The sequence below is a fragment of the Kamptonema sp. PCC 6506 genome, from assembly GCF_000180455.1.
In the GTDB taxonomy this organism is placed as follows: Bacteria; Cyanobacteriota; Cyanobacteriia; order Cyanobacteriales; family Microcoleaceae; genus Kamptonema; species Kamptonema formosum.
Map to the genome: position 1 here is coordinate 17,610 of NZ_CACA01000084.1, position 26,110 is coordinate 43,719.

The window sequence follows — 26,110 nt, forward strand, 5'->3', positions numbered from 1 at the left end:
AAGTTTTGGAAGATTTTAACCACCGCTAGTCAGCGAGTTATTTATAGTTCAATTCAAAATCGGCGGCAAACCAACCTCCCTCGGTTTCACAAACTTACCATTAAAATTAATCGCCCGATCTTCCACAGTCCTGGCCGCTGCTACCGCCTGCCGCAATTCGGCTTTTTCCATATCATCCGTTACTCCTCCTAACAGATAAACAATCAATTTTGCTGACAAATCTTTTCCCGAAACTAACACCCGTTTCTTATTGGGATCGTATAAAATTCCATACCACAGTGACTCTGGAAAATCCATGTGGCTAAACCCGCCATCAGTGTCATATCTCCGCAGTTTGTGGAAGATTTCTTTAATAGACAATTTCTTTCTAAATACTAAATTTCCTAATGCCTGAGCTAGGGCAACTTGACCGACAGGACGGAATAACATATTGCCATCGCCCCCCGGTTTTTCAAAGCTAAAACGCCGCATTTCTAACGTTCCTAACCCATTATCTAATTCACAATAACTCGGCAAACTCGCTAATCCGTCAAAAAACAACTTAAATTCTTCAATTCCGGCTTCTAACTCCTCATCATCTGGTCGCATAGCAATTAATCCTTTATCTGAGGGTTTCCAGTGGGGAAATTTATACCGCAGATAGCGTTCTGACATATCTTGTAATGCTTGCAATGTAGTTAAAACTGTTGATTTAGCAGCCACAGTTGCGCTATCCCAATTAACGCGGGGATTGCGACCTTCGACTTCTTTTAATAGCGGGTGGGTAACGGCAACTTTACGGGCAACAATAGAAAATCCATCATCTTCATTGAGGAGTGCGAGTTGTCCTTGGCTTAATTTTACTGCCATTAAATTGACGTGAACAAAGATCGATCGCACTCTCCATCTTGCCTCTTGGTGGGTTTCTCCTTTGACAACGGCAGGAATGAATTCAATGCCGATTTTTTCTTGGGCTAGACCTTGTAAATAGGTGAGATCGATTTGATATTCTTCAATTAAGTCATCAACAGTAATCGCTTGACCGACAGGTTTTTTATATTTGTTAAAAGGTTGAAGGCGACCAGTTTTAATCAGGCTCATTAAGCCTTGAATGCCCATTAATCGGTGTTGACCATCAAGGGCAAAAACAGAGACATCTTTAATGTTTAAAAAGCCAACAGTTTCGTTTTTATCAATGGCTAAAAAGTCGGCGGAAGACTTACGGGCGCGACCGTTTTCATCCCATTCTGGGGCTTTGGGATCGTCTACCCAAGGGAGACTTTGAACGACTAAAACGGCGGGGAATTTGTGAGTTTTGCGGGCCGCAAGGTATTGGGCTAAAGATCCTTGGCGCGACCAGTCGAGAGGCCTTTGTTGGATTTCATCGATGGTTTCTTCGTCGCGGATGACGTTGTTAGTTTGGGGGTCGAATTTTTGGCGAAAAAGTGGAAGTTGGGCGGCGAAGCGAACTTTGCTGTCTAGCCATTCGAGGGTGACGGAACCGACGTAGGCTTCGGTGCTCCCCATTTGGGTTTTTTGGACGAGGAGGCGATCGTCGCGGCCGAGGTATTTGTCAAGTAAGAATGCGATCGCGTCTCTTTCCCGCTTCTCCTGTTCGAGAATTTGGCTAGCGAGGTCAGCAGTCGAATCGGGGGCGCTGGTCATGGTTAAGGTTTTTGGGGATTTTATAAGATTTTAGAAAAATAACATATATATTTTTTTTTGTAAAGTGAAGTTTTTAAAAAAAATTGTGCAATACTATATTTACGGTAATAATCGCGCTTTACGTATCATATCTATGTCACTCTGTCAAGTCTTCGAGAGGTTGGCAGGCAAATTTCTGTTTGACTAACAATATTTGGCGAGGAATTAGCATAAATGTTTAGTATTGATGATTTGAAACAGACAAGACCAATAATCTACAAACGGCAAGAATTAAAGCTTGTAGTAACAACTTTAGGCGTTTATATTTTCAACTCAGCCAGTAAAATTGTTACTCTAAATTCGATTTCAACCATTCATTTTTATGTCTGATTTTCCCATGATTTCTTCCTTTGAATACATCTTACCTGTTATCCGGGGAATTCAAGCGGGGCGAGAGTATTATGTCTCGATGTGTCCGGTACGTTTACTGCCAAAACTTTTCCCGATTCAAGGGGAAGAGTTAGCGCCAGAAAAGCGGTCAAATCGTAGCTTAAACCGCAGTCGTGTCCCAGAAATTGCTAAATATATTATCAACAATCCGAGAAATTACGCTTTAGGTGCGATCGCGGCTTCCATTGATGCTAAGATTACTTTTGAGCCTCTAGGAAATGAAGCAGAAAGCCGCAAAATTGGCAGGTTGCGCGTGCCAATGGATGCTACTTTTACTATTAACGATGGGCAACATCGGCGGGTCGCTTATCAAATGGCATTGAAAGAAAATCCTGAGTTGGGTTATGAAACGGTAGCTTTGATTTTATACTTGGATTTGGGATTAGAGCGATCGCAGCAAATGTTTGCTGATTTTAACCGCTTTCAAGTACCGATAGATGCTTCTTTAGATATTCTTTACCAACACCGAGAGTTTAAGGCAAATTTGGTCAAGGCGGTTGTCCAGCGAGTTGAGGTTTTGCGGTGTTTAACGGAGATGGAAAGGGGGACGTTATCGACAAAATCTGATAAACTTTTTACACTTAATAGTATTTCTCATGCTACTCTGAGTTTATTGGTTAATTATGCGGGTGTGGATATGGAAAAGCAGGTGGAATTGGCGGCGAATTTTTGGAAGGTTATTAGCGGTTTGATGGCTGAGTGGGAGTTAGTTTTGCGGGGGCGATTGACGGCGGCGAAAGTGCGGCAAGATTATGTTCATTGTCATGAGCTCGTACTCTCAAGTCTGGCTATTATTGGGGCGGATTTATTGGAGGTCTATCCTGATAATTGGCGGGAATGTTTGGCGGGTTTACAAGAGGTTGATTGGTCGATTTCTAATCCTGATTGGCAAGGTCATATTCTTTGTAAAAGTGGGGTTTCTAAGTCTAAGGTTAGTTTGGGTTGGATGAAGGGTTATTTACAAGGGAGGTTGGGTTTGTAGTTGGAATTAAACTGATTAGGCTGTCTAGTTTCTATGCCATCTTTGTGTTTTATTGATTTTTTTATACCCACCCTAGTTCAGTTTTAGCTGCTGTAATTGCTGCTCTTACAGCATTAGCACTGGCTGTTATCTTATAGGTATTGTTGGAATTATTGCTAGATAAAACAATATTTCCTGCCCAAATATGACTCTTTCTTGACCAATCAAGCTTAGCAAGTTTTGAGATTTTTTCATTCTCAAAACAATCATCATTTTTGTCATAAGTGCAGTATAGCAATCGCCCTAAAACTTCTACACCAACACTTTTGCCCAACACACAATCTTCTTTAAATTTCGCAACTTCCTCGATAGTTAAGTTTTCAACAGCGGTTTCAGCAATATGCTGTGTCTGGCTACATTCCGAGAAAAACTGATTGAGGCAACTAATTAAAACTTCTGATGATGTCTCAACATCATAATCTTGAAGATCATCAATTAGGTCATCAGCAAAGGCACAGCTTACGAGCTTAGCAATATAATTAGTTGTGTAAATTAACTTGTGTTTAGTTGAAGGAGAGTATTTAATCTTTTCTGTTTTACCATAAAACATTGATACTCGATCGAGTAAGTTTTTAGTAATACCTACTCGACCTTCAAACTCACCAAATGACAAAAGTAATGATTTATCTAGCTGTCTTGTCTGTGCCATATCTCGAAAATCAGTCTGACACTGGTTAAAGTCTTCTTCTAATACCAAAGTAATTGGAAAATAATCATCACCAATTAATTCACCATTAGAGCTTTCTATCAATTCGTGAATAGCACGTTTTCGGTGTTGTCCATCAGTAATATCTAATTTAACACCCCGACGAATTACTACTAGACAAATTCCCCGGCCCAATTCTACAAGCTCAATCTTATCTGGGGCGATATTTGCAGTTAGTGTCCCCAAAATCCAAGGTTTGTTCTTTGTACAGCGTTTAATAATATATTGTTTAACTTCCTCAGAATGACCATCTACCTCTGGGCGATTTTTTCCAGAATCAGGATCATTCCCAGTAGCGGGCTTCGCTTGAAGAAGAGTCGGTAATTCATCCGCAGGGACATTGATTTGTACCATTTTCCGCTTCCCCTGCTGAAAAATCAACCCCGGATAGCACTTCTGACGGTGATACTTTGCGAAGTAAGGCTCAAGCAACTCATCAAGTCGTGAATTGGGCTCAGGCTGAGGGTAGTTACTTTCAGACATATAAACTCTTGATTTTTTTGAGCAGAGAAAGACTTATTACTTTACTATAGCTATTGAAGTCTACAAACACAAGTCTACTATTTGCCCTATGGCAAAATATAAAGGAAAAATATGTCTTCTCAGTGGGTGCGGGAAATTATATCACAAATTATTCAATTTAGCAATAGGAGCTTTTAGATTATGACAGAAGCTCAGCAAGTTTTATTATTCCCATCTCGCACTGTTGCCGAGTTAGTGGAAGATATAGAAAAGCTAAACAAGGAAATCCAAGAATTATACTGTCTTGATGATATTCCTTGGATTATAGGCGTATCGTTTGGCAAAGATTCAAGTGCTATTTTACAGTTAGTGTGGTATGCGATTGCAGCACTACCACCAGAAAAGCGCACGAAAACAATTCATGTCATTACAACAGATACTTTTGTTGAAAATCCTATCGTTGCGGCTTGGGTACGGAAATCATTAGAGCAACTTAAGGCGGGATCTAAAGAGAAAAAAATGCCTATTGAAGCTCATTTATTGCATCCTTCTGTTCAGGGAACATTTTGGGTATGCTTAATTGGTAAAGGCTATCCGTCTCCTCGCAATGGATTTCGCTGGTGTACTGAAAGGATGAAAATTCAACCTGTTAACCACTTTATTAGAGAAATGGTTAGAGGACATGGTGAAACCATTGTAGTTTTAGGTACCCGCAAGGCTGAAAGTACGAAAAGAGCCGCAACAATGAAAAAGCATGAAGCAGGTAGATTACGCGATCGTCTTAGCCCTAATGCTCACTTACCTAATTCTCTAGTTTATAGCCCTATTGAAGATTGGCGGAATGATGAAGTTTGGATTTATCTGAACCAGTGGGAGAATCCTTGGGGGGGTAACAATAAAGACTTATTTACTTTGTACCGAGGTGCAACAACAGATAACGAGTGTCCTTTAGTTGTTGATACGTCTACTCCTAGTTGTGGTAGTTCTCGATTTGGATGTTGGGTTTGCACAATGGTAAACCAAGACAAATCAATGCAGGCAATGATCCAGAATGATGAAGAAAAAGAATGGATGCAGCCTCTACTTGATATACGCAACGAACTAGATATTCAGAACGATCATGACAAGAGAGACTTTCGGCGCATTTATGGCAGAGTTGAACTATTTGAACGCAATATTGGTGAAGGAAAAACCTCTGTTCAAAATATCCCTGGCCCCTATACTAAATTTTGGCGGGAACATTGGTTAAGGCGAGTCTTACAAGCACAAACCCAAATTCGCCAAACTGCCCCCTCAGAAATGCGCGACATCACCCTTATTACTCCTGAAGAACTCAGCGAAATTCGCCGTATATGGCTAGAAGAAAAACACGAATTTGACGATAGCCTACCCAAAATTTACGCAGAAGTCACTGGCGAACCCTTTGAAGACACTCGCCCCTTTGACGAAAGAAAACTACTAGGAAATGACGAATGGGATGTACTTCAAACAATCTGTGAAAACGACACAATGCACTTAGAATTAATGTCAAAACTCCTCAACACCGAACGCCAATACTACACCAAACCCCGCCGAACCGGGATCTTCCTTGATATCGATAAATGCTTTGATACCAGTTCGCGAATCAAAGAAGAAGCCATCGATAATGCCCACTACCAACGCCAAGTAAAAACTGCCCTCGAAACAGTTAAAGAAGATCCTCATGAAATTCAGCAAATTCGAGAGGCGATCGCCACTATTGAAGACCCCGAAAAATCCCCAGATACCAATCCCAAAAACATCAAAGAAATGATTGAAAACAAAGGCGACAAAAATAAACAATTATCATGGGGTGACATGAAATTTCCCCTCTTAAATCTCATCAACGAAAACCCAGCCGAATAACCACAATCCACCTGCATCTACGTCCATATCCGTTGATCTGCGGTAAAGATTACCCAGATCAACGTAGATAATAATTGAAAACATCTATGATTTTCCTCGAACTCAGCCTAGAAAACTTCGGCCCCTACCAAGGCAAACAAATCATCAATCTCCGCCCTCAAATAGATGAAGAAACCCGCCCCATTATCCTCTTCGGCGGCATGAACGGTGGCGGTAAAACTACCCTTATGGATGCCATTCGCCTCTGCCTTTATGGTAACAGAGCCCAATGTTCCACACGCGGCAATTTAAGTTACAATGACTTCCTCAGCCAATGCGTCAACCGTCACACTCCACCTACTGAAAAAACCCGTATTGAATTAGCCTTTGAGCACGTCTTAGATGACCGTTTAACTCAATATAAAATCGTCCGCTATTGGGAAAAACAAGACACCAAAGATACATTAGGTATTCTTGTTTATGACGGACACGATGAATGGTGGCCAGACAAAGCCATCGCCTCCACCTGGGACGAATACATTGAAACCCTACTTCCCTTGGGTATTTCTAACCTTTTCCTCTTCGATGGCGAACAAGTTAAAGAACTCGCAGAAATGGAAACCCCACCCGATTTTGTCGTCGGCGCAATTAAAAGTCTATTAGGTTTAGAACTCGCCGAACGTCTATCCGTTGACTTAGATATTTTCGCCAGTCGCAAACGTAAGGAAATAGCCGGGGCAAAAGACAAATCTACTCTCGATAAAATTGAAGCCACGTTTGAGAAACTACTCAAGGAAAAAGGAGAAGCAACAGAGGAGACTGGCAGCAATAAAGGCAAATTAGAACAAGCTGAAAAATATTTACAAGAAGCCAGCAATCGCTTTATTTCTGAAGGCGGAAAAATCGCAGGCGAACGCAGCTACCTCGACCAACAATTAAATGATTGGAAAAAACAGGCTGAAACTCAGCGCCAAGCAATGTTACAATTATCCGCAGGTTTTCTCCCTCTTGGCTTAATTTCCCCACTCCTTGAACAAGCCAAAATTCAAGCTGAAACGGAGGTCAACCAATTTCAGGCAAAAATTGCTAAAACAGCCGTAGAACAGAGAAGCGATCGCCTCCTTAAATACCTCACACAACTATCTTTAAAACCGAAACAGTTGCAAGATATCCAAACCTTCATCGAACAAGAAGATGCCGACTTTACACAACTAGCTGAAAGTGGCGAACCTTGGCTAGATGCTACAGTCGAAGCCATCGCCCAACTTGAAACTATCTTAGCATATCAAATCAAAGCTAATCAAGCTATTGCCATAGAAAAAATTAAAGAACTAAAATCCGCTGAAAGCGAGATAGATGTAGTCGAACGCCAACTCGATAAAGCCGCATCGCCGGAAGCCTACGAAAAGTTAGAAGCCGCTGTCAGAGAAGCCCAAAAACAAGTTGCTAACGCCCAAGCAGATTGGGAACTTGCTAACCGCAAAGTCTCTGAAATTGACAGAGAAATTGCCAAAACCCACAAGGAATTAGAAGAATATAGCCACGACTACCTCAAACACAGAAATAACCAACATACTCTCGCTTCCATCGCTAAAGCCCAAAACACGCTTAAACTTTTTAAGGAGAAACTAACTCTCAAAAAACTCAATAAATTGGAAGTAGAAATTACTGAATGTTTCCGCTATCTTCTCCACAAATCTGACCTAGTTCATCGAGTGGCTATTGATACCCAAACTTTTGCCTTATCTATTTACGACTCGCAAGGTACGCTGGTTCCGAAACATCGCCTTTCTGCGGGGGAAAAACAACTCTTAGCCATCGCCTTTTTATGGGGACTGGCGAGAGTATCCGGTCGCCATTTACCGATTGCCATTGATACCCCTCTCGGTCGTCTTGATTCTTCTCACCGTAACAATTTAATTGAGAAATATTTCCCCTCTGCTAGCCATCAAGTGATTCTTTTATCCACTGACACGGAAATTGCTAAAACTGAATATGAACAACTGAAGAAATTGGATGCGATCGCACACACCTATCTGCTAAAATATGATTCTAGCAAACAGCAAACAATTATTGAAGAAAATAGTTACTTTTGGTAAAAAATATGGTACAAACCCTACAAGCACAAGCCGTCAATCTTCGCGACCTCATCGATACATTTGGCATTCAATTAATTGAAGATGAGGGATTTTTCCGCGAGTGGCAAGATGACCTTCCCGAAATCACTGATTTAGATCGGCAACTTCTTGATAAGGTAAAAGCTGGTTATATTAATCTGCTAAATTACCCACCTTTACTAGAAAATGCTATCCGCATGGCTGTACTTGACCCGATGCTTTTTATCGGTGATTTTTACCTAGCCCCGTTTTACGTTAAGGGGGAAAAATCTGTACAAATTATCAGCGAAGATGGGGGAACTATCATCAGGGGAAATATGGACACTCTGGTATTAAAAGACCAATTCTGGGTAATGGTGATTGAGTCCAAAAAAGACGAGTTTTCTATTGAAGCTGGTCTTGCACAAATCCTTGCTTATATGCTAGGCAATCCTCACCCGAATAAACCCAGCTATGGCCTGATTAATGCAGGTGGCACTTTCGTATTTGTTAAATTGGTGAAGGGAGAAGTACCTCTATATGCTTTGTCTAGGATGTTTGGAATCCGCAATCCCGGCAATGATTTGTACACCGTTCTCAAAATTATGAAACGCCTAAGTCAATTAGTAATCTCCTCAACAGAAGATCGTAGCAAATGAAAAGGGAGTTAGAACATTATGAGTTCCTGAAATCCTTGATTCTAGTTCCTTCTTTCCCTAGCCCCTAGCCTCTAGCCCCTAGCCCCTAGCTATAAAATTATGGAACCACCAATCGAAAGAATCCGCCTTTCTCAATCTGGCAAAGACCAACTTTTAAAACTTCGTAGGTTTACTAAAATTGACCAATGGAATATTCTTTGCCGTTGGGGTTTTTGCCGTTCCCTTGCTGAACCTTCTATGCCTTCTCCCGTTCCCATTCCGGCTGATAGTAATGTCGAATTAACTTGGGATGTATTCGGCGGTGAAATGGCTGATATTTTAATAATTGCTTTGAAACAAAGGTGTTATAATGATAAGTTAGGCACGGATAAAGAAACTCTGGCTAAACAATTTCGCCTCCACCTTCATCGCGGAATTGGCTATTTAGCGGGCGATCCCAATATCAAAAAAATCGAAGACTTAATCGCGATCGCCACCCAAAAGTAACCGAAAACAACCGTAACGCCGCCCTCTGGGGGTATCTTTACCTCCCAGAGGGTGGCGTTACGTATATTCCCCAGTAGTCCTTCCGTTAGTGACTTAGGGGGTAAGGGCAAAAAGTGCGATCGCACTTTCTCGATCGCTATTGCCTCATAACCAAACTCATCCGCCAAATCTTCCCCTCCAAAGCGGAACAAATTTTTTTTGTAGTACCCCTTGACATCCTGTAGTACGTTATGTAGTATGTATACATGGCTGACGAAAAAGAGTTTAAAACCTTTGCTTCATAAGCCATCTGCACCTTTAAAGCTAAATAAGTCCTATAAGCAAGAGTCATGTCATTAACTCTAGGACAAAAGCGGTACTTAGCCCTGATGTAAGACACCCCAGGGGTTGTAATACATAGACTACACCGCCCACCGTCCAAACTCCAGTTATTGAAACTCGGAAATTCCACAGCCACAAGCAAAAAAAACTTCCGCAAACTCTTGACAAGCTTGTAGTATTTATGTAGTATGAGTGTATGACAGACGGGAAAGAGCCTCAAAGCTCCAACCCAAAAACCAACCGAACCTTGAAAACAGAATATTAACCTATTGTATGGGGGTATAGCTCAAATGGCTAGAGCAGTCGCCTGTCGAGCGAAAGGTTGCGAGTTCAAGTCTCGTTACTCCCGTAAACAAATCATATCAGATTTGCCAACAGTTAACGGTTAACAATTAACAATTAACCGTTAACCGTGAACATTTCAGGTTAGGTGGCCGAGTGGTTGAAGGCGTTGGTCTGCAAAACCAATATTCGTGGGTTCAAATCCCACTCTAACCTCTGGCAAAAAGCAGCGTAGCTTAATGGTAAAGTCCCAAGTTCATACCTTGGTTAATATCGGTTCAAATCCGATCGCTGCGACCAAAAGTAGGGATAGTGTAACTGGTAACATTACGGTCTCCAAAACCGTCGATCTGAGTTCAAATCTCAGTCCCTTCGCCAATTATGGTGCTGTAGGCAAATGGTTAAGCCACCTGACTTTCGATCAGGTAATTGCGGGTTCAACTCCCGTCAGCACTTCCTTGTGGGTTGTTGGCAGAATGGTTTTTGCAGCCGCCTTTTAAGCGGATGGATCGAGGTTCAATTCCTCGACAACCCACCAACATTCTATTTAATTTCTATTTTGGGTCGGTCCTCCTATAGGTGTAGGAAGCTGTCTGTAAAACAGTGGTTTAATACGATTGCTGGTTCAATTCCAGCTCGACCCATAGCGGGATAGAGTAGTGGTTACTCACAGGTTTCATACGCCTGTTTTACGAAGGTTCGATTCCTTCTCCCGCGTCCAAAAGGAGAGGTGGCCGAGAGGCTGATGGCATCTGTTTGCTAAACAGAATCGGGTTATTCCGACGCAGGTTCAAATCCTGTTCTCTCCGCTTTTCCCCCGGTAGCTCAGTTGGTAGTAGCGCTTGTTTGAAGAACAAGAGGCCGTCGGATCGAAACCGACCTGGGGGGCTGGCATTGTCCTGTAGCTCAGTGGTAGTAGCGATCGCCTGTTAAGCGAAATGTCGTAGGTTCAATCCCTACCAGGACAGCCTTTTTTTTGAATTGCCGGGTAGACAAATCGGTAAAGTCGCCTGTCTCTGAAACAGGAAATTATGTAGGTTCAAAGCCTACCCCGGCAGCCAATTATTGGGAAGTCGCCTAATCGGTATGGCACCGCTCTTTGAAAGCGGACAAATGTAGGTTCAAACCCTACCTTCCCAGTTCTGCTATTAGCAAAGCAGATTAATTAAACTCCTGTAGCCCAACTGGAAGAGGCCGCAAGCTCAAACCTTGTGTGTTACTGGTTCAAATCCAGTCAGGAGTAGTAACGGGATGTGGCGCAACTTGGTAGCGCGGCGGCTTTGGGAGCCGAAGGGTGCAGGTTCAAATCCTGCCATCCCGATTTGCCCCTGTGATGTAATTGGAAAACATCGCTTACTTAAGATAAGTGTTTTGCAGGTTCGAGGCCTGTCAGGGGTACTTGGCATTCAGCCAATTTTCACCGTTTGCTCTCGTGGCGGAACGGCAGACGCACTAGGGAGAGAACCTAGTTTTTTACAGGTTCAAATCCTGTCGGGAGCATCAAATTTTTAGTAAAATTAGGAGGAACTTACTTATAGTATTTAAGAAAAAACTACATGAAGCGGAGTTATCCCGTAGGGAATCGCCTAAACAGCACATACGAGAATTTCAGCAGTTTTGAGCAACCAGCTTTAATCTGTGAATTGTGCGAAAGAGAGATGAAGCGTTTAACAATTCATCACTTAATTCCACAACAATACACTAAACGAAAGAACTTAGGCACAGGCCCAACAGCTAACATCTGTTCTGCTTGCCATAAACAGATTCATGTTCTATTTGATAACAAACGCCTAGCCGAAGAACTCAATACACTAGAAATGCTAAAAAATGAGCCACAAATGCAAAAGTTTTTAGCTTGGGTAAGGAAGCAAACCCCTAGCAAACGAGTCAAAGTCAATCGTCACAGATAGTCAGAAAAATTAACTAAATAAATCTTGCCCCTGTAGCCCAATTGGAAGAGGTAACTCGCTTAGAACGAGGAGGTTACTGGTTCAAATCCAGTCAGGGGCATTTGATGCAGGTGTGATGTAACTGGCAACATGAGGCTCTTGTAAAGCTTTTATGTGAGTTCAAATCTCGCCACCTGCTTGTGCTATTTTAAAGGAGGAACACATAATGTCATTAAAATAAGTGCCATGAAAACTAAAATTTCAGTTATCCAAGCTGATATTACAAAACTCGAAGTTGATGCTATTGTCAATGCCGCTAATGAATCTTTGTTAGGCGGTGGCGGTGTTGATGGTGCAATCCATGATGCCGCAGGACGAGAACTGCTGAAAGAATGTAAAACACTGGGGGGTTGTCCAACGGGAGAGGCGAAAATTACGAAGGGTTACAAGCTCCCAGCAAAGTATGTTATTCATACAGTCGGCCCTATTTGGTACTGGGGAAAGCGAGGGGAAGCAGAATTATTGGCTTCATGCTACTTTTCTAGTCTGAATTTAGCTAAAGATCACAAGGTGAAAACAATTGCTTTTCCTGCTATTAGTTGTGGCGTTTATGGCTATCCTGTGGAACAAGCTTGTCGGATTGCTATTCAATCAACCCTAAAGTTTATTCAGGAACAGAATGTTATAGAGGAGGTAATATTTGTTTGCTTTGGCGAACAGATATATCAAACCTATCTCGAAACTGCCAAAGAATTTGGAATTTAATCTGGCGGATATGGTGCAATGGTAGCATCTGAGTCTTCCAAACTCGCGATACGGGTTCAAATCCCGTTGTCCGCTCTGATAATTTGCGGGTGTGATGTAACGGTAGCATCTGAGTGCGCCACACTCAGCGCATGGGTTCAAATCCCGTCACTCGCTTTGATAGTCCTGTAGCTCAACGGTGGAGCAGTTGTCTTACAAACAACGGGTTACGGGTTCAAATCCTGTCAGGACTACCAATTTAGGGGAGTGTAGCTCAACGGATAGAGCGCCACGCTTCGGACGTGGATGTTGTGGGTTCAATTCCTACCACTCTCGTTGTCTTTACTTGAAATTAAAGAGGTGATTCCATTGAATGATTAATTTTTTATTGTAAGAGCGATCGCACATTTACGTACCCTAACTTGTAGAGCTTACATACTTTAGTACGAGAGGAAAAGTAACGCTGTCAAAAAGCAGTGTGCGTTTGCAAACAAGGAGTGCAAAGAACCCGATAGGTAGGCTTAGAAGTAGCAATCCTTTAAAGAGTGTGTAATAACTCATCGGCGGAGTCCCTTTAGTAGCTGAGAAAACGCAAAGTGCTCTTATTACTTGTACGCTATTCCGATGCGATCGCTTCTAATAATTCACAAGTTTTTATGGGAGTGTAACTCAACTGGATAGAGTGTCGAGCTTCTACCTCGAATGTTGTGGGTTCAAGTCCTACCACTCCTGCTGAATGGGTCTGTAGCTTAATTGGAAAAGCATCTAGCTGGCTGCTAGAAAGATGTCAGTTCAAATCTGACCAGAATCCACCAAATAGTTAATTAAATTGGGTCTGTAGTTCTAATGGGAGAACGCTTCTCTTGCAAAGAAGAGGTTGTGGGTTCGACCCCCATCAGATCCACTGTGTCTGAAGCCAAAGTGGTAGCGGCGCTGGTTTGTGGAACCAGTAATAACGGGTTCAATTCCCGTCAGACACCTTTGGAAGATGCCGCTGAATGGCCGGCAACTGGTCTTGAAAACCAGGGTATAGCTAATAACTATAGGGGTTCGATTCCTCCATCTTCCTTTGACCACTGGGAGCCAGAAAGTGCGGCGCTGTGCTGATAACACAGAGATAGGAGGGGCAGTACCTCCCCGGTGGATTTCCCTCTGCCAATGGAGATGGCGCTGGTGCTACGAACACCGGATGTGATAGTTCGATTCTATCCAGAGGGGTGTAATTCTTAGGAAAAAAATTTTAACTTATTAGCAAGCAGGTTAAGCGATCGCTCAGTTACTCCTCTCCCGCTATAGCACTATTTAATAGGTGTTAAAATGTACAGCTAAATTTGGTCATTATGAGATATTGCAGCATTTGCCTTTCCATCATCAAGACCCTTTTGATCGGCTAATTATTGCTCAGGCGAAAGCAGAAGATTATGTGGTCATTACACAGGATGAGCGATTCAAACTATACGATATTAAATTATCTTGAATAATGATATGAATTTAAAACATTATAATTACTATCTAGTCCTTGACCTAGAAGCTACCTGCTGCGATCGAGAAACTATCAATCGAGAACACATGGAAATCATCGAGATTGGCGCGGTGATGGTAGAACCCAAAAACCTTACAATTGTTGATGAATTTCAAACCTTTATTAAACCAGTTCGCCATCCCATTCTCACTGAATTTTGCAAGTCTTTAACATCTATTTCCCAAAAACAAGTCGATCTAGCACCAACTTACCCGGAAGCGATCGCACTTCTCAAAAATTGGCTATCTGGTTACTCAAATGCTGTATTCGGTTCCTGGGGTGACTACGATCGCAAACAATTTCAACAAGATAGCAACTTTCACAAAGTACCTTTTCCCATTGCTTATCCTCATGTTAATCTCAAACAATTGTTTACAGAACAGCAAGGTTTGCGAAAACGACCTGGTATGGCAAAAGCTCTGCAACTTGTTGGTTTACCCCTAGAGGGAACTCATCATCGAGGAATTGATGATGCTAGAAATATCGCTAAACTTTTGCCTTATATTCTGGGTGAAAAGCAGCTTCCCTGACTTTTTGAACTATTGTACTCGCTCGATACTGTAATCTGTTGTATTTTTTCTGGTGAAATGCTAAGCTAATTATAACTCATCAACCATCTTTCTAAGAGAGAGAACTAATATGAAATTTAGTTTTGAGTTAGATAAATTGAAAATAGAATTTTGTTTTTGGGAACAGGTTTGGGCAGTTAGATTTAACAAGTTTTGGGAAATACCTCTAGCAAACATTGAAGGTGCAACCTCAAAGGAACCTCAAAGTAATTGGCGGGAAATCAAAGCACCTGGTAGTTTTATGCCTGGGGTAATCAAAGCGGGAACTTATTACACTAACAGAGGTAAAGAATTTTGGTATGTCACTAAAGACAGTAATTATTTGACCGTAGAATTCAAGAATGAATCCTATAAAAGGATGATTGTGAACTTGGATGATAACGAAATTTGGGTAGAAAGAATTAATCAGAGAATCGCCGCACAGACAGGATGAGTATAAGTCAGAAGAAACAGGCAAAATACTTAGGTAGCTGTCTTTTCAATCATCTGTACTTTACACTTAAGCGTGCGCTATTATCTGACTATTCTTGAGAAAGACGTTGAACAGCTTGACCTCCCAAAAGACGATCTGTTTCTTTGAGTATCCCAGGAATTTGGGCGGCGTGAGGACTGTGAATCAGACACTTCTTTAGTTCTAATTCGTTAATTTTATGTGCTTTAGAACCGGGAAACCAGTGGCTAGCATTTCCTAGTAGATTATAGCGCATTTTTCCATAGTCGATCATGTCATAAGCGATCGCTAAATTCCACAGCCACAAAATCACAGGAATGTTTATCCCGCCAGGGGTATTTTCAGGAGTAGGTAAGCCGACGTGCCAAGTTTTTACCCAGTCTTCTCCGAGTTTATTTATTGCTTCTTTTTCCAACTTTTCTAAAATCGGCTGTAAAATTTCATCAGCATTATCTAACAATTCTAAAGCTTTGAGATGTTCGTCAAAATCCTGCGATCGCGCCGCCCCCAAACTGAGAGTATGCACTTGGGAATGGGAAAGACAAAATAAGTCGTTAAACACCATCGGACTAAGTGGAGAACATAATTCTACTAATTTTTGAGGTGGATTATAAAGTTTCCCACCTTTATCAGAAGGGCTGATAATAAAAACTCCCATATCGTGGTTACTAGCAGCCTCAATAGCCGGCCAATTATTTTGATTAATGTAATACCAGTGGAGATTAACATAATCAAATTGGTTAGTTTTAATTGTCTGCAAAATCACATCAGTTGGCCCGTGAGTTGAGAATCCTATAAAACGCACTTTACCTTCTGCTTGCAACTTTTTGGCAACATCTATGCAGCCACCGGGACAGATGCTATAATTTAGCAATTCAGAGTTGTTAATACCGTGCAGCGAAAATAAATCGACATATTCTAAGCGTAAGTAAGCTAGTGATTTTTCAAATTCTTGAAGAAATTCTTTGGGATTAGATTTAGGAGAAACTTTGGTTTGAACAATTAATTTTTCACGGGGAAACTTGGGCAAAATCGCTCCCAACTGCATCTCAGAAGTGCCGTAACCACGAGCAGTTTCAATATGATTTATCCCGCATTCTATAGAGCGGCGAATGGTAGTTTCTAATTCTTTTTGATGGTCAGGTGGAACCATATCTGGCGCAACATCTTGCCACTTATATTGATATCTCATACCGCCACAAGAAAAGACGGGCATTTGCAATTCTGTACGACCAAATCGGCGATATTGCATTTTGGTAATTAATAATTGGTAATTGGTAATTGGTAATTGGTAATTGGTAATTGGTAATTGGTAATTGTTGTTATATCAAATCCGGGTTTATTACCGCCACTTTTCTTTTTAGTCCGCGCAGGCGGACTTTGTTTGTGTAGCCGCGATTTCTAATCGCCAGAAAAAGATATTTTTCTCATCTAGCAATTACCAATTACCAATTACCAACTAACCACTAAAAACTAACTATTTAGAAATCTCACGTATTATCGGCTGTCCGTCTTTGATTTCGCCAACCAGAACTAAATCTGTTACGCCTATGAACAAGCCATTTTCTAGTACCCCCGGAATGTTATTTAGGGTTTTTTCTAGTTCCCCTGGGTTGTCAATGGTGTTAAATTTGACATCAATTACCATGTTGCCTTGATCGGTAATTACGGGGCCAGCTTTTCTCACTCCCATGCGGAGTTCCGGTTCGCCGCCTAGTTTCGCGATCGCACGCATCACTGGCGTTATTGCCATCGGTAAAACTTCCACAGGTACGCGAAAAGTTGAACCTAATTTGTCAACTATTTTAGAACCATCTACCACAACGATAAACTGTTCTGCTAAGTAATCGACAATTTTTTCGCGGGTATGAGCCGCACCGCCACCTTTAATTAAATTTAGCTGCGGATCGACTTCATCAGCACCGTCAATAGCAACATCAATGCGATCGATTTCATCGAGCGTTGTTAGCGGAACTCCGTATTGCTTTGCCAAAACTTCTCCCTGAAAAGAAGTTGTCACTCCCTTGATATCTTTGAGCGTGCCGGCCTTGATGCGATCGCCCAAAGCTTCGATCATATAAGCTGCGGTTGACCCTGTACCCAGCCCTACGATCATACCAGACTTTACGCGGTCAGCGGCGGCATAGCCGACTTGTTGCTTGCTCAATTTTGCGGGGTCTTTTTCTGCGGCCATGATAAATGCTCCTCAATGAGTTGGCGGTTAGCGCTGCCAATTAAAATAACTACCAGTGTTTAATTTACCGCAATTAGGGCAATTTATATTGCATTTTCCTTGTCCCTTCTGCTATGGCTTACCTTTATTACTGCAAGTAGCTGAGCGCCGTTAGCGGAAACAAAGGCTGGTTTTGCTCGTCTAGTTTCACTACCCGATCTTGAAAGTTCCACCTCACTAAGTAATTGAAATTATATATCTAATCTAGCTTGAAACTGATGTAAACTGATTGTAAAGGAGGTTATCCGGGTTTTGAGAGCAGGTATCAGTACAAATACAGTAGCGACAGAAACTTATCTGAAGCATCAGGTAGAATATGTCAATAGCTCTTCTACTTAGTTAGTAAGAGTAGAGCAATGAGTTAAATGATTCGATAGTATTGTTGTAAAAACTGTGAGAGTAGCAGAGCCGATGATAACAGAGTCATTAGTGAATTTAGAAGCAGCACAAGCGCATTTCAACAAAGCCAACTGGCTTAAAGAAGCTGGCAAATTAGATGCTGCGGCTGATAATTATCAGAAAGCAATTAGCTTTAACGTTGAGGATGCTGAGATTCATAGAAAACTAGCTGAAGTCTATATTTTGAAAGGACAGTTAGACTCAGCAATTGCGTCCTGCAAATTCGCTCTCAAAGTTAAGCCAGATTTTGCACCCGCATACCTGACAATGGGAAATGCTTTCCACAGTCAAGAGCAACTGGAAATGGCAATTCATGCCTACTCTCAAGCATTAGAAATTGACCCGAACTTTGCAGAGGCTCATGCCAACTTGGGCAGTATGTATTATAAGCTAGGTCGCTTAGATGAAGCTGCAAATAGTTATCAAAAAGCACTTGCTAATAACCCAAATTTGGCTTCAGTTCTTTTAATGCTGGGCAATATATTGCAGCAACAAGAAGACTTAGGTGCAGCTATTGCTTGTTATCAAAAATCCCTAGTTTTGCAGCCAGGGTTACTGAGAAATTATTATAAATTAGCTGAGGCTTTAACAAAAAGTAATAACGTAGATGCCGCAATCTCCTGTTACCAAAAAGTCTTACAATTGCAACCTGGGGATGCTGAAGCTACAGATAAATTATCTAGCTTACAGCAACTAAAATCTCAGGAAGAGCCGAAAAATTCGCCAAATGATGAAGGGACTAAAGGTCAATTTCTTGAACTGGAAAAAGAAGGTGAATGGCAACAGCAAGAACCAATAAAGCAAGATGAAGAATACGGGCTACAACCTTCAAGTTTAAATCTACCACAGACTACCCAAGATTTAAGTTTAGATCGGCCTTTTGAAACTGCTGATGAAACTGCGGAACAAGTTTCAAGCTTCAATTTTAATCCTCCCGAACAAGTTGCTAAATTTCAAGAAGTTGAGGAATATAAAAAACGCGCCGAAGCTTATTTACTCCAAGGAAATTTCAGAGAAGCGATCGCATCTTGCCAGTTAGCGCTGAAAATTAGACCCGATTTCATACAAGCCTATGTGACGCTGGGGAACGCACTGCAAGGTCAAGGAAAAATGGATGCTGCCATTCGCGCCTACGAACAAGCACTCGAATTTGAACCCAATTATGCCGAAGTCCGCGCCAACATTGGTAGTATGTATTTCAAAATGGGGCATTTGGAAAAAGCGATTGTTTATTATCAGCAAGCCATCGCTCTTAAACCAGATTTAGCGGGAGTATATTGGAACTTAGGCAAAGTATTTCAGAAGCAAGGAAAATCAGCGGAAGCAATTGCTTATTTTCAGAAAACGAGCGACATAAATCCTCATGTAGTTGGTGCAGATTTCCATTTTAATTTAGCCAATACGCTTTTAACCGAAGGCAAGCGAGATGAGGCAATTCAGAGTTATCAAAGAGCGATCGCAGTCAAACCTGATTGGGCAGAAGCTTATGCCAATATTGGCAGTGCGCGGATGCAGCAAGGCAATCTAGAAGAGGCAATCCAATACTATCGGAAAGCTATCGCGATTAAACCTCAGTTAGAAGCGCTACATTTCAACATAGCTAATGCACTTTTGCATCAAGGAAAGTATGAGGAAGCAATTAGTAATTATCAAGAAGCCATCAAACATAAACCAGACTGGCCAGACGCGATCGCCAATATGGGTAATGCCTTTTCCATGCAAGGGAAACTAGAAGAAGCGATCGCCACCTATCAACAAGCTTTAGTTTATAAACCAGACTGGGCAGAAGTTTACTGCCGAATGGGACACATTCAGAAACAGGATCGACCCGGAGAGTCAATTGGTTATTTTGAAAAAGCGATCGAACTCAATCCTTATTTCAGCGAAGCACACCAGCAATTGTGCGACTTACTCAGTCATTCTAGCAACCTAGCAGGAGCCAGAAAAGTAGCTGACAAATACTGCGAATATTGCGGTGAAAGTGTCCCAGTTATGTCCGCAACTGCTTACGTATTTTCCTATCTCCAATCAGGTGTTAGCGAACTCGCTCTTCAGAAACTTATAGAGATAGAAAAACTCAGCTATCAAAGCTGTGAAAATTTTAGTGTCATTGACATTAAACTACTCTACGAAATTTTCCTCTTTGCCGTTTCTCACCTGCGAGATGATAGAGAAGCAAATGCCAACTTCTACAAACTAATTGCCCAGCAATATTACAAAAAAGCTGTACCACAACGGCAGATAGATCGCAAACCAAAGCCTAGCAATTACCCAATTAAACAAAGGCATTTAAGAATTGGTTTTCTCTCCAAACACTTTCGCCGCCATTCCGTAGGTTGGTGCAGTGAAGCTTTAATTCGCGAACTAACTAAGATCACTCCTCACGTTCATCTCTACGTTACTGGGAAGCTACAAAAAGATGAAGTTACAGAGCGATTTGAACAAATGGCAGGCAAATTCTACTGGCCTAAAAAATATCCGAATGGATTTGCAGATGGGGGAGAACTTCTTGAAGAGGTATTGCAAGATAATTTGGATATCTTAATAGATTTAGATTCAATGACAGTGCCAACCAATGTGGAGATATTGTATTACTATCCCGCATCAGTTTGCGTTTCTTGGCTGGGATTTGACGCACCATATCTATCTGACAAGCATTACTTTCTCTGCGACAAATACACTCACCCTGCGGGCGTGGAAAAACATTACATTGAGCAATTAGTCAGATTGCCCGAATGTTCTGTAGCAATTAGTGGATTGCAAAGTGTTTCTGTTGATAGAAATGCTTTAAGAAACTCTTTGGGAATTGGTTTAGATCAGATGACCTATCTGTGCGTTGCACCTGGCAGAAAGACCAATCCTGAAATGCTACGGGCTCAAGTTAAAATCCTTAAGGAAGTTCCTGACAGTTTGTTGATCCGTAAAGGTCAGGGAGATCCCGAAGTAATTCACACCAGTTATCGCCAAGAATGCGATGCTCAAGGAGTAGATTTCAATCGGATTAAATTTTTAGGGCAAACCAAAACGGAGGAAGAACATCGGGCGATTTATTATGTCGCTGACGTGCTGTTGGATTCTTATCCTTACAATGGTGGAACTCATAATTTAGAGGCTTTATGGGCTAATTTACCAGTGGTAACGAGAGCAGGTAATCAGTATCTATCGCGGATGGGTTACGCATTTTTGAAGAGTGTAAATCTTGATGTGGGTGTAGCTTGGAATTGGGAAGAATATACTCAATGGGGGATTAAATTTGGTCGAGATGCGGCTTTCAGAAATGCGGTGCGGGAACATTTAGTCCGTTCTAAGCAACCGGAGAATTTAGCGCCGTTGTGGAATCCTAAAAAGTTGGCACAGGAGATGTATGAGGTGTTTCAAGAGCTTTTAGCTAAGCAGGCTTAATTAACTATAGGGTGGGCAATCGCTGGAAAAAGCCTGTAACTCATAGCTAGATATGGTTGAAGCGAGTGTCCACCTTACAATTTATTAATGATTGTCTGACAATTGATTTTAACTTCAATACTGCCATAGCCATAAGCGCAAGCCTTCAGCCTGTTTTGCTTATTCTAGTGTTTATTCCAGGGATAGTATTGGGAGGGAAGATATCTTCAAAAAAAAATTCACCCTTTGTTGAGATGAAAATATACTGGTAATTTTATCTTACTTAATTACCAAGAGTGGTATAATGAAATCTTAGGTTGAGAAGAGAACAATATTATGAGCCAAAACACAAAAATATCTCAATTCCAACAAGCTCTAGAAGCTGTCGAAGCTTTATCATTAGAAGACCAATCAATACTGCTAGATATCCTTCACAAACGCCTCCGTCAACAGAGACGCAATGAATTATTAAAAGAAGTTGCAGAAGTTCGTCAGGATTACGCTCAAGGAAATGTAAAATTTGGTTCAATAGCAGATTTTATGGCGGAGTTGGATGATTAATGAAAATTGGTTGGAGTCCGAAGTCTATTCGCTCTTTCAAACGTCTAGTCCGTAAAAATCCACAACTTAGACCGTTGATTGAGGCAACTCTACAACTCTTAGCTGAAGACCATTTTCACCCTAGCTTGCGGACTCACAAGCTGGCAGGAGATTTATCAGGTATATGGTCATGTTCAATTGATTATAGCTACCGCATTTTATTTGAGTTTGTTACAAGCCTAGAAGATGAAGAAGAAGCAATTTTATTAATAAACTTGGGTTCCCATGATGAAGTGTATTAAACAGATTAAGTACAGTTTTATCACCTCGATCGCCTTTCAACCTACTATATGAATCCAATACTCCGGACAGTTTTTGAGTAAAAGCCTATAACCCTGATTCTACCGTTAGCGATCGCTCCTAGACGAAAGCCTGAAACCCTGATTGTACCGTTAGCGATGCCTACGGCTGGCTGCGCCTACGCAAACTGTCCGAAGTGTTGTGAATCTAAAATGAATCAATTATGAATCAACAATGATGAAATTATTTAACTTGAAAAACTTACAAAATACTCTAAAAAACTGCTTTACATTCCCATATATATATAGTATGATAATTCCATGCTGAAGGGGAGTAGCTGCTGGCACTAAACATAACCAGCCCACCTGAGTCAACATACTGGCGTTAAGCCTGGTTCAGGTGACAAATTAGCCGATCGTCCTTAGTCTAACGACAAGGAAAAAGACAGCAATTTGCAAGCGAGACTTTCACTAAGTTCACATCTAAGGTGAGCTTGGTGGAGTATTGCCCTCTCATCAAGCTCACTCAGATAGCCACAATAAAAATCTGAGGAGATTGAGAGAGTGTTAACAGCTTTTACTGCTGGTCTATTATTGATTACCATTTCTGAATTAGGCGATAAAACATTCTTTATAGCCGTCATTCTAGCAATGCGGCATTCGCGGAGGCTAGTGTTTGTGGGAGCCACCGCTGCCTTAGCAGCTATGACAGTATTATCTGTTTTAGTGGGTCAAGCAGTCTCACTATTACCGCAGAATTACATTCACTTTGCCGAAATAGCTCTGTTTTCTTGCTTCGGGTTAAAACTGCTGTACGATGCCAAAAATATGCCCGCGAAATGCGATCGCGAAGAAATACAGGAAGCAGAAGAAGCGGTAAATCAAGTGCGTGCCTTTAAATGGTTGCCAGCAGGAAGTAAATTAGCTGTTATTCTCAAAACCTTTGTACTAACATTTATAGCAGAATGGGGCGATCGCACCCAAATAGCCACCATCGCCCTCGCCGCTTCTAACAATGCCGTTGGTGTAACACTTGGAGCCATTTTAGGACACGCTATCTGTGCCGCGATCGCAGTTATCGGGGGACGCATCATCGCCGGTCGAATTTCCGAACGTACAATCACCGCCTTGGGTGGATGCCTTTTCTTAGTTTTCGGTACAGTTGCCCTGTTAGAAGGAGCTTAGAAACTGTTAACAGTTAACTGTTAGTTGTTGGTTATTAGTTGCAACTAATAATTGAACTAACAATATCGTTCTCTATCAAACTCGTAGTAGCGACTTTAGTCGCTTTCTTCTGCAATTAAGCGACTAAAGTCGCTACTACGATTATGAGCATGAAAGTTTGTTTATCTAGTTTACGACTTACGCAAAAACCAACAAACAACAACCAACAACTAACAACTAACAACTAACCATTAACCATTAACAAATTAAGGTTAAGGAGTCGGAGATGACGTTTCAGGAGCACTTGTAGGCGAACTCGTAGGCGAAGGAGCAGGCGAAGGAGCCCCAGCAGCTAACTGCTTAATTTGGTCTTTAAAATTAGCAGGAGCCAGCTCAGTAGCCTTATTAAAAAGTCCTTCGGCATCTTCAGTTTTCCCCTGTTCTCTCAAAACAATTGCCTTAGCCAAAACCGGGCGAAAATCCTTAGCATCAGCCTTGATCCCCTCATCGTAAATCACGATCGCCTCATCAAAACGCTTCTGCTCAGCATAAACCTGACCCAAAATCAACTGCACCGAAGTTACATCAACACTCCCAGCCTTCGCCTGATTTGCAGCCGGAGCCGCCTTCAGAGTATCTTGTAACAACCCGATCGCCGCTTCTGGCCGCTGCTGCTTGAGCAACAAATTCACCAACCCTTGCAAAGCCTTAACGTCCCCAGGCGCAACCGTCAGCACCGAGCGGTAAGCTTGAGCAGCACCTTCGCGATCGCCAGCATACTCCTTAGCTTGCGCCAACAAAATCGAATACTCCACATTTTCAGGATTCAGCTTCGACAATCTTTCCAGAGGCGTAATTACATCCTTAATTTCCCCCTCTTTAGCCTGAAGCAATTCCAGGCGCACCTGCAACAGGCCCCGCAGAGCCGTCACATTGTCCGGTTCCCGTTGCAAAACCAATTCATAACCCCGTGCCTGACCTTGTAAATCCGATTGCTTCGCCATAGTTGTTTGTGTTGGTGAAGGCGAAGGCGAACTCGATGCCTGATTCGCCTTCACAATACTATCCACAATCGGAGCAATAGAAAAACCCACAAAGGCAATAAGTGACAGCACCATCACCACACTAATCAAACCGCGACGCTTTCCTACCATCTCACTAGACCCCCACAACCGCAATGGTTCTCAATTTCACAGCTCCAACTGACAAAACAGCGTTTTGCTTGCAGCTAATATGGTAACAGGCCCACAAGTCTACTCAGCGAATCAACCTTGACTTACAACCCAGCCACTTACCATTCGGTAAAGCAGGATAGTCTAGTGTAGTTTTGTCTAGCTGTGAAATTGCCTAACTGTGCGGATCAGCCCGTTAGGTAATTGAATTATAAGTACAATAACCACTGAAGGTCGTGACGCTACTAGCTAACAACTCCCGCTCAAGGCAATCAACTTAAGATGCGATCGGTATCTCCTAAACCCTTTGATATCAAAGATTTTGGGAATTTACAGCAGCATCGAGTTGACAGTCCTTGAGCTAAAAGTTAACAGGCCGGGAGACATGAGGCGCAAGCCCCAAGTCCTCCGCTAGTGGCATTTCAAACAGTTTCTTCCTAAGTTCCCAAAAGGGATGTGTCTCCGCTGCAAGGAGTTTTTATGAACCCCTCCCCGAACCGCTCTTCCAAATCGTCCAAGTCTACTCCCTCTCAAAAAGAGAACCTAAGCGAGCAGATTGTCAATCTGATTAAAGCTCCTACCCAGCCGCCAGAGTCAGCAGCCGAGAGTCCTGTACCTTCGGAATCTGCTACACCCGTGCCTGTCGAGCCCAGTAAACCCCCAGCATCAACAGAGGCGATTTCCTCAACGGAAAAGCTGCAAAAGCCCCGTCGGATAGTGCCCATAGTGCAAACAGCACCAAAGGACGCTGAATCTGTAGCAACGGCTTCAGGAAAAATAGCACCAAAGGAAAAATCCGGCGATGCCCCCCCGCCCTCCGCTCCTGTTAGCGATCGCCAAACTGCACCCGCCTCAGAGCCAATAGCAGAAGACGCTATTGCTAACGAGGAGGAACCAGTAGATCCCACAGCCGGGGCAATGCGGCAACACCCAATTCCCCCGCCCAGCGAACCCAGACAGTACCGAGCCGTTGGCTTAGTCCGGGGGCGCTACGCTGCCTCAGAAGAGCAATTCACGCGGGGTACGCTCACGGCATCCGATGGCACGGCGATCGACGCAGTGTTACTTGGTCGAGTTATGAGTTTAGTGAAAAATCACCTGAACTTAGAACAAGAACACCTCTGGGTAGTCTATCCCCGCACCCGACAGCAAGATGGCAACTTACACGCCCAGATTATGGGCGTTTGGGAGCCGGAAACGCTTAAAAAACCGATCGATCCGTCCTCAGAGGAAGAGAACACTGCACCAGAGGACGATCGAGAGGAGGTAAGCAGCGAAGAATCCCCCGAATCTTTCCCGCCGTCCCACATCAATGTTGAAAATGGCTATTTTTCTATTCGCGGTGAGGTAATTTATCAATCCCAAGAGGACGAAAAATATGTCATCGTCAAGATCAAACAAGCTCCCCGCAAGGATGGGGAGACGATGAAGTTTTTTAAGTTAAAACTCACTGGGGATTTAGCAACAAAGGCAGTCGGTCATTTTTGGGACTTCCACGTACAGTTGCAAGCTGAGAAACTTTTGATTCAACAGGGCAATAATATCGGCCCCATGCCCGTGAAGAAAAAGCCATTCAACAAGGCTGGTGGTGGTGGTGGTTTTAAAGGCAAGCGTGCCTTTACTCCCGCCCCTAAGAGAGATCCAGACGCACCGCGTCCTGCTCCTCCCACACGCAAACCGGCAGCGGTAGCAGCCGAAGCGCCTCCTCCTCGCAAGGAACCCCTTGCTAAGCCTGTCAAGAAGCCTAAGCCTACTGAGGAGTGATGGGCAGGGGGAGA

General features: G+C 42.5%; 20 protein-coding genes and 28 tRNA genes. 43 read left to right on the top strand and 5 right to left on the bottom strand.

What is annotated here, in order from left to right; all coding sequences use genetic code 11:
- Positions 1 to 48 precede the first annotated feature (48 nt).
- A complete protein-coding gene (locus OSCI_RS04425; RefSeq protein WP_007353671.1) occupies positions 49 to 1,644 on the bottom strand; it encodes a DGQHR domain-containing protein in 1,596 nt (531 codons plus the stop codon).
- A gap of 361 nt (positions 1,645 to 2,005) precedes the next feature.
- Between OSCI_RS04425 and dndB the strand changes: the two genes are divergently transcribed.
- A complete protein-coding gene (dndB, locus tag OSCI_RS04430; protein ID WP_007353672.1) occupies positions 2,006 to 3,055 on the top strand; it encodes a DNA sulfur modification protein DndB in 1,050 nt (349 codons plus the stop codon).
- 61 nt (positions 3,056 to 3,116) lie between these two features.
- Here the strand turns inward: dndB and OSCI_RS04435 are convergent, their stop codons facing one another.
- Positions 3,117 to 4,283, bottom strand: coding sequence for a DNA sulfur modification protein DndB (locus OSCI_RS04435; protein WP_007353673.1), 1,167 nt, complete (start codon positions 4,281 to 4,283; stop codon positions 3,117 to 3,119).
- 180 nt (positions 4,284 to 4,463) lie between these two features.
- Here OSCI_RS04435 and dndC point away from each other — a divergent pair, with 180 nt between their 5' ends.
- The 37 genes from dndC (at position 4,464) to OSCI_RS04605 (ending at position 15,126) form a co-directional block, all read left to right on the top strand.
- Positions 4,464 to 6,146 carry a DNA phosphorothioation system sulfurtransferase DndC gene (dndC, locus tag OSCI_RS04440; protein ID WP_007353675.1) on the top strand — a complete coding sequence of 561 codons (1,683 nt, stop codon included), beginning with the start codon at positions 4,464 to 4,466 and terminating at the stop codon, positions 6,144 to 6,146.
- A gap of 86 nt (positions 6,147 to 6,232) precedes the next feature.
- On the top strand, positions 6,233 to 8,224 hold the full coding sequence (gene dndD, locus OSCI_RS04445; RefSeq protein WP_007353676.1) for a DNA sulfur modification protein DndD: 1,992 nt from the start codon (positions 6,233 to 6,235) through the stop codon (positions 8,222 to 8,224).
- 5 nt (positions 8,225 to 8,229) lie between these two features.
- Positions 8,230 to 8,880, top strand: a complete 651-nt coding sequence (locus OSCI_RS04450) for a hypothetical protein (protein WP_007353677.1) — start codon at positions 8,230 to 8,232, stop codon at positions 8,878 to 8,880.
- Positions 8,881 to 8,979: 99 nt separating this feature from the next.
- Positions 8,980 to 9,366 carry a DNA sulfur modification protein DndE gene (gene dndE, locus OSCI_RS04455; protein ID WP_007353678.1) on the top strand — a complete coding sequence of 129 codons (387 nt, stop codon included), beginning with the start codon at positions 8,980 to 8,982 and terminating at the stop codon, positions 9,364 to 9,366.
- Between the two features lie 596 nt (positions 9,367 to 9,962).
- Positions 9,963 to 10,036 (top strand) — tRNA-Asp (locus OSCI_RS04460).
- Between the two features lie 75 nt (positions 10,037 to 10,111).
- Positions 10,112 to 10,185: transfer RNA gene (locus OSCI_RS04465), tRNA-Cys, on the top strand.
- A gap of 9 nt (positions 10,186 to 10,194) precedes the next feature.
- Positions 10,195 to 10,269, top strand: a tRNA-Met gene (locus tag OSCI_RS04470).
- Between the two features lie 3 nt (positions 10,270 to 10,272).
- A tRNA-Trp gene (locus OSCI_RS04475) sits at positions 10,273 to 10,347 on the top strand.
- A 5-nt stretch (positions 10,348 to 10,352) separates the two neighbouring features.
- Positions 10,353 to 10,425: transfer RNA gene (locus OSCI_RS04480), tRNA-Glu, on the top strand.
- A 6-nt stretch (positions 10,426 to 10,431) separates the two neighbouring features.
- Positions 10,432 to 10,507 (top strand) — tRNA-Lys (locus OSCI_RS04485).
- A gap of 23 nt (positions 10,508 to 10,530) precedes the next feature.
- A tRNA-Tyr gene (locus OSCI_RS04490) sits at positions 10,531 to 10,613 on the top strand.
- Position 10,614: 1 nt separating this feature from the next.
- Positions 10,615 to 10,690, top strand: a tRNA-Met gene (locus OSCI_RS04495).
- A gap of 3 nt (positions 10,691 to 10,693) precedes the next feature.
- A tRNA-Ser gene (locus OSCI_RS04500) sits at positions 10,694 to 10,778 on the top strand.
- Between the two features lie 5 nt (positions 10,779 to 10,783).
- A tRNA-Phe gene (locus tag OSCI_RS04505) sits at positions 10,784 to 10,857 on the top strand.
- Between the two features lie 7 nt (positions 10,858 to 10,864).
- Positions 10,865 to 10,937, top strand: a tRNA-Asn gene (locus OSCI_RS04510).
- A gap of 14 nt (positions 10,938 to 10,951) precedes the next feature.
- Positions 10,952 to 11,030, top strand: a tRNA-Gln gene (locus OSCI_RS04515).
- A gap of 5 nt (positions 11,031 to 11,035) precedes the next feature.
- Positions 11,036 to 11,109, top strand: a tRNA-Gln gene (locus tag OSCI_RS04520).
- A gap of 29 nt (positions 11,110 to 11,138) precedes the next feature.
- Positions 11,139 to 11,212 (top strand) — tRNA-Leu (locus OSCI_RS04525).
- Between the two features lie 4 nt (positions 11,213 to 11,216).
- Positions 11,217 to 11,290: transfer RNA gene (locus tag OSCI_RS04530), tRNA-Pro, on the top strand.
- A 3-nt stretch (positions 11,291 to 11,293) separates the two neighbouring features.
- Positions 11,294 to 11,367 (top strand) — tRNA-Leu (locus OSCI_RS29590).
- Positions 11,368 to 11,395: 28 nt separating this feature from the next.
- Positions 11,396 to 11,469, top strand: a tRNA-Leu gene (locus OSCI_RS04535).
- 56 nt (positions 11,470 to 11,525) lie between these two features.
- Positions 11,526 to 11,879 carry a hypothetical protein gene (locus OSCI_RS04540; protein ID WP_007353681.1) on the top strand — a complete coding sequence of 118 codons (354 nt, stop codon included), beginning with the start codon at positions 11,526 to 11,528 and terminating at the stop codon, positions 11,877 to 11,879.
- A gap of 26 nt (positions 11,880 to 11,905) precedes the next feature.
- Positions 11,906 to 11,979, top strand: a tRNA-Leu gene (locus OSCI_RS04545).
- Positions 11,980 to 11,985: 6 nt separating this feature from the next.
- Positions 11,986 to 12,057 (top strand) — tRNA-Thr (locus OSCI_RS04550).
- Between the two features lie 47 nt (positions 12,058 to 12,104).
- Positions 12,105 to 12,623 carry an O-acetyl-ADP-ribose deacetylase gene (locus tag OSCI_RS04555; RefSeq protein WP_007353682.1) on the top strand — a complete coding sequence of 173 codons (519 nt, stop codon included), beginning with the start codon at positions 12,105 to 12,107 and terminating at the stop codon, positions 12,621 to 12,623.
- Positions 12,624 to 12,627: 4 nt separating this feature from the next.
- Positions 12,628 to 12,698 (top strand) — tRNA-Gly (locus OSCI_RS04560).
- 10 nt (positions 12,699 to 12,708) lie between these two features.
- A tRNA-Gly gene (locus OSCI_RS29595) sits at positions 12,709 to 12,779 on the top strand.
- Between the two features lie 5 nt (positions 12,780 to 12,784).
- Positions 12,785 to 12,859: transfer RNA gene (locus OSCI_RS04565), tRNA-Val, on the top strand.
- A 6-nt stretch (positions 12,860 to 12,865) separates the two neighbouring features.
- A tRNA-Arg gene (locus OSCI_RS04570) sits at positions 12,866 to 12,938 on the top strand.
- A 322-nt stretch (positions 12,939 to 13,260) separates the two neighbouring features.
- A tRNA-Arg gene (locus OSCI_RS04575) sits at positions 13,261 to 13,334 on the top strand.
- Between the two features lie 6 nt (positions 13,335 to 13,340).
- Positions 13,341 to 13,417 (top strand) — tRNA-Ala (locus OSCI_RS04580).
- Positions 13,418 to 13,433: 16 nt separating this feature from the next.
- Positions 13,434 to 13,506: transfer RNA gene (locus OSCI_RS04585), tRNA-Ala, on the top strand.
- Between the two features lie 2 nt (positions 13,507 to 13,508).
- A tRNA-His gene (locus tag OSCI_RS04590) sits at positions 13,509 to 13,582 on the top strand.
- Between the two features lie 3 nt (positions 13,583 to 13,585).
- Positions 13,586 to 13,671: transfer RNA gene (locus tag OSCI_RS29600), tRNA-OTHER, on the top strand.
- A gap of 240 nt (positions 13,672 to 13,911) precedes the next feature.
- Positions 13,912 to 14,079 carry a PIN domain-containing protein gene (locus OSCI_RS31290; RefSeq protein ID WP_007353684.1) on the top strand — a complete coding sequence of 56 codons (168 nt, stop codon included), beginning with the start codon at positions 13,912 to 13,914 and terminating at the stop codon, positions 14,077 to 14,079.
- 8 nt (positions 14,080 to 14,087) lie between these two features.
- On the top strand, positions 14,088 to 14,654 hold the full coding sequence (locus OSCI_RS04600) for a 3'-5' exonuclease (protein WP_019487664.1): 567 nt from the start codon (positions 14,088 to 14,090) through the stop codon (positions 14,652 to 14,654).
- 109 nt (positions 14,655 to 14,763) lie between these two features.
- Positions 14,764 to 15,126 (top strand): hypothetical protein, encoded by a 363-nt coding sequence (locus OSCI_RS04605; protein WP_007353686.1) that lies wholly within the window; start codon positions 14,764 to 14,766, stop codon positions 15,124 to 15,126.
- 88 nt (positions 15,127 to 15,214) lie between these two features.
- Here OSCI_RS04605 and OSCI_RS04610 read toward each other — a convergent pair whose 3' ends face one another.
- Together OSCI_RS04610 and rpiA are read right to left on the bottom strand one after the other, a co-directional pair.
- Positions 15,215 to 16,396, bottom strand: coding sequence for an aldo/keto reductase (locus tag OSCI_RS04610; RefSeq protein WP_007353687.1), 1,182 nt, complete (start codon positions 16,394 to 16,396; stop codon positions 15,215 to 15,217).
- A 225-nt stretch (positions 16,397 to 16,621) separates the two neighbouring features.
- Positions 16,622 to 17,338, bottom strand: a complete 717-nt coding sequence (rpiA, locus tag OSCI_RS04615) for a ribose-5-phosphate isomerase RpiA (protein ID WP_007353688.1) — start codon at positions 17,336 to 17,338, stop codon at positions 16,622 to 16,624.
- A 450-nt stretch (positions 17,339 to 17,788) separates the two neighbouring features.
- Here rpiA and OSCI_RS04620 point away from each other — a divergent pair, with 450 nt between their 5' ends.
- From OSCI_RS04620 to OSCI_RS04635, 4 genes are all read left to right on the top strand, one after another.
- The gene (locus OSCI_RS04620) at positions 17,789 to 21,178 is read left to right on the top strand and encodes a tetratricopeptide repeat protein (RefSeq protein WP_007353689.1); all 3,390 of its coding nucleotides are present in this window, start codon (positions 17,789 to 17,791) and stop codon (positions 21,176 to 21,178) included.
- A gap of 315 nt (positions 21,179 to 21,493) precedes the next feature.
- Positions 21,494 to 21,718 carry a hypothetical protein gene (locus OSCI_RS04625; protein WP_007353690.1) on the top strand — a complete coding sequence of 75 codons (225 nt, stop codon included), beginning with the start codon at positions 21,494 to 21,496 and terminating at the stop codon, positions 21,716 to 21,718.
- Positions 21,718 to 21,999 carry a type II toxin-antitoxin system YafQ family toxin gene (locus tag OSCI_RS04630; protein WP_007353691.1) on the top strand — a complete coding sequence of 94 codons (282 nt, stop codon included), beginning with the start codon at positions 21,718 to 21,720 and terminating at the stop codon, positions 21,997 to 21,999. Before OSCI_RS04625 ends, OSCI_RS04630 begins: the two co-directional genes overlap by 1 nt.
- 561 nt (positions 22,000 to 22,560) lie before the next feature.
- Complete coding sequence (locus OSCI_RS04635; protein ID WP_007353692.1) at positions 22,561 to 23,181, top strand: TMEM165/GDT1 family protein; 621 nt, start codon at positions 22,561 to 22,563, stop codon at positions 23,179 to 23,181.
- Between the two features lie 251 nt (positions 23,182 to 23,432).
- Here the strand turns inward: OSCI_RS04635 and OSCI_RS04640 are convergent, their stop codons facing one another.
- Positions 23,433 to 24,314 (bottom strand): tetratricopeptide repeat protein, encoded by an 882-nt coding sequence (locus tag OSCI_RS04640; RefSeq protein WP_007353693.1) that lies wholly within the window; start codon positions 24,312 to 24,314, stop codon positions 23,433 to 23,435.
- Positions 24,315 to 24,812: 498 nt separating this feature from the next.
- Here OSCI_RS04640 and OSCI_RS04645 point away from each other — a divergent pair, with 498 nt between their 5' ends.
- Positions 24,813 to 26,096 carry a hypothetical protein gene (locus OSCI_RS04645; RefSeq protein ID WP_007353694.1) on the top strand — a complete coding sequence of 428 codons (1,284 nt, stop codon included), beginning with the start codon at positions 24,813 to 24,815 and terminating at the stop codon, positions 26,094 to 26,096.
- The last annotated feature ends 14 nt before the right edge of the window (positions 26,097 to 26,110 follow it).

Excerpts from the sequence above, each read along its gene's own strand:
- OSCI_RS04425 (WP_007353671.1), bottom strand. The coding sequence starts at position 1,644 with ATGACCAGCGCCCCCGATTCGACTGCTGACCTCGCTAGCCAAATTCTC.
- dndB (WP_007353672.1), top strand. The coding sequence starts at position 2,006 with ATGTCTGATTTTCCCATGATTTCTTCCTTTGAATACATCTTACCTGTT.
- OSCI_RS04435 (WP_007353673.1), bottom strand. The coding sequence starts at position 4,283 with ATGTCTGAAAGTAACTACCCTCAGCCTGAGCCCAATTCACGACTTGAT.
- dndC (WP_007353675.1), top strand. The coding sequence starts at position 4,464 with ATGACAGAAGCTCAGCAAGTTTTATTATTCCCATCTCGCACTGTTGCC.
- dndD (WP_007353676.1), top strand. The coding sequence starts at position 6,233 with ATGATTTTCCTCGAACTCAGCCTAGAAAACTTCGGCCCCTACCAAGGC.
- OSCI_RS04450 (WP_007353677.1), top strand. The coding sequence starts at position 8,230 with ATGGTACAAACCCTACAAGCACAAGCCGTCAATCTTCGCGACCTCATC.
- dndE (WP_007353678.1), top strand. The coding sequence starts at position 8,980 with ATGGAACCACCAATCGAAAGAATCCGCCTTTCTCAATCTGGCAAAGAC.
- OSCI_RS04540 (WP_007353681.1), top strand. The coding sequence starts at position 11,526 with ATGAAGCGGAGTTATCCCGTAGGGAATCGCCTAAACAGCACATACGAG.
- OSCI_RS04555 (WP_007353682.1), top strand. The coding sequence starts at position 12,105 with ATGAAAACTAAAATTTCAGTTATCCAAGCTGATATTACAAAACTCGAA.
- OSCI_RS04600 (WP_019487664.1), top strand. The coding sequence starts at position 14,088 with ATGAATTTAAAACATTATAATTACTATCTAGTCCTTGACCTAGAAGCT.
- OSCI_RS04605 (WP_007353686.1), top strand. The coding sequence starts at position 14,764 with ATGAAATTTAGTTTTGAGTTAGATAAATTGAAAATAGAATTTTGTTTT.
- OSCI_RS04610 (WP_007353687.1), bottom strand. The coding sequence starts at position 16,396 with ATGCAATATCGCCGATTTGGTCGTACAGAATTGCAAATGCCCGTCTTT.
- rpiA (WP_007353688.1), bottom strand. The coding sequence starts at position 17,338 with ATGGCCGCAGAAAAAGACCCCGCAAAATTGAGCAAGCAACAAGTCGGC.
- OSCI_RS04620 (WP_007353689.1), top strand. The coding sequence starts at position 17,789 with ATGATAACAGAGTCATTAGTGAATTTAGAAGCAGCACAAGCGCATTTC.
- OSCI_RS04625 (WP_007353690.1), top strand. The coding sequence starts at position 21,494 with ATGAGCCAAAACACAAAAATATCTCAATTCCAACAAGCTCTAGAAGCT.
- OSCI_RS04630 (WP_007353691.1), top strand. The coding sequence starts at position 21,718 with ATGAAAATTGGTTGGAGTCCGAAGTCTATTCGCTCTTTCAAACGTCTA.
- OSCI_RS04640 (WP_007353693.1), bottom strand. The coding sequence starts at position 24,314 with ATGGTAGGAAAGCGTCGCGGTTTGATTAGTGTGGTGATGGTGCTGTCA.
- OSCI_RS04645 (WP_007353694.1), top strand. The coding sequence starts at position 24,813 with ATGAACCCCTCCCCGAACCGCTCTTCCAAATCGTCCAAGTCTACTCCC.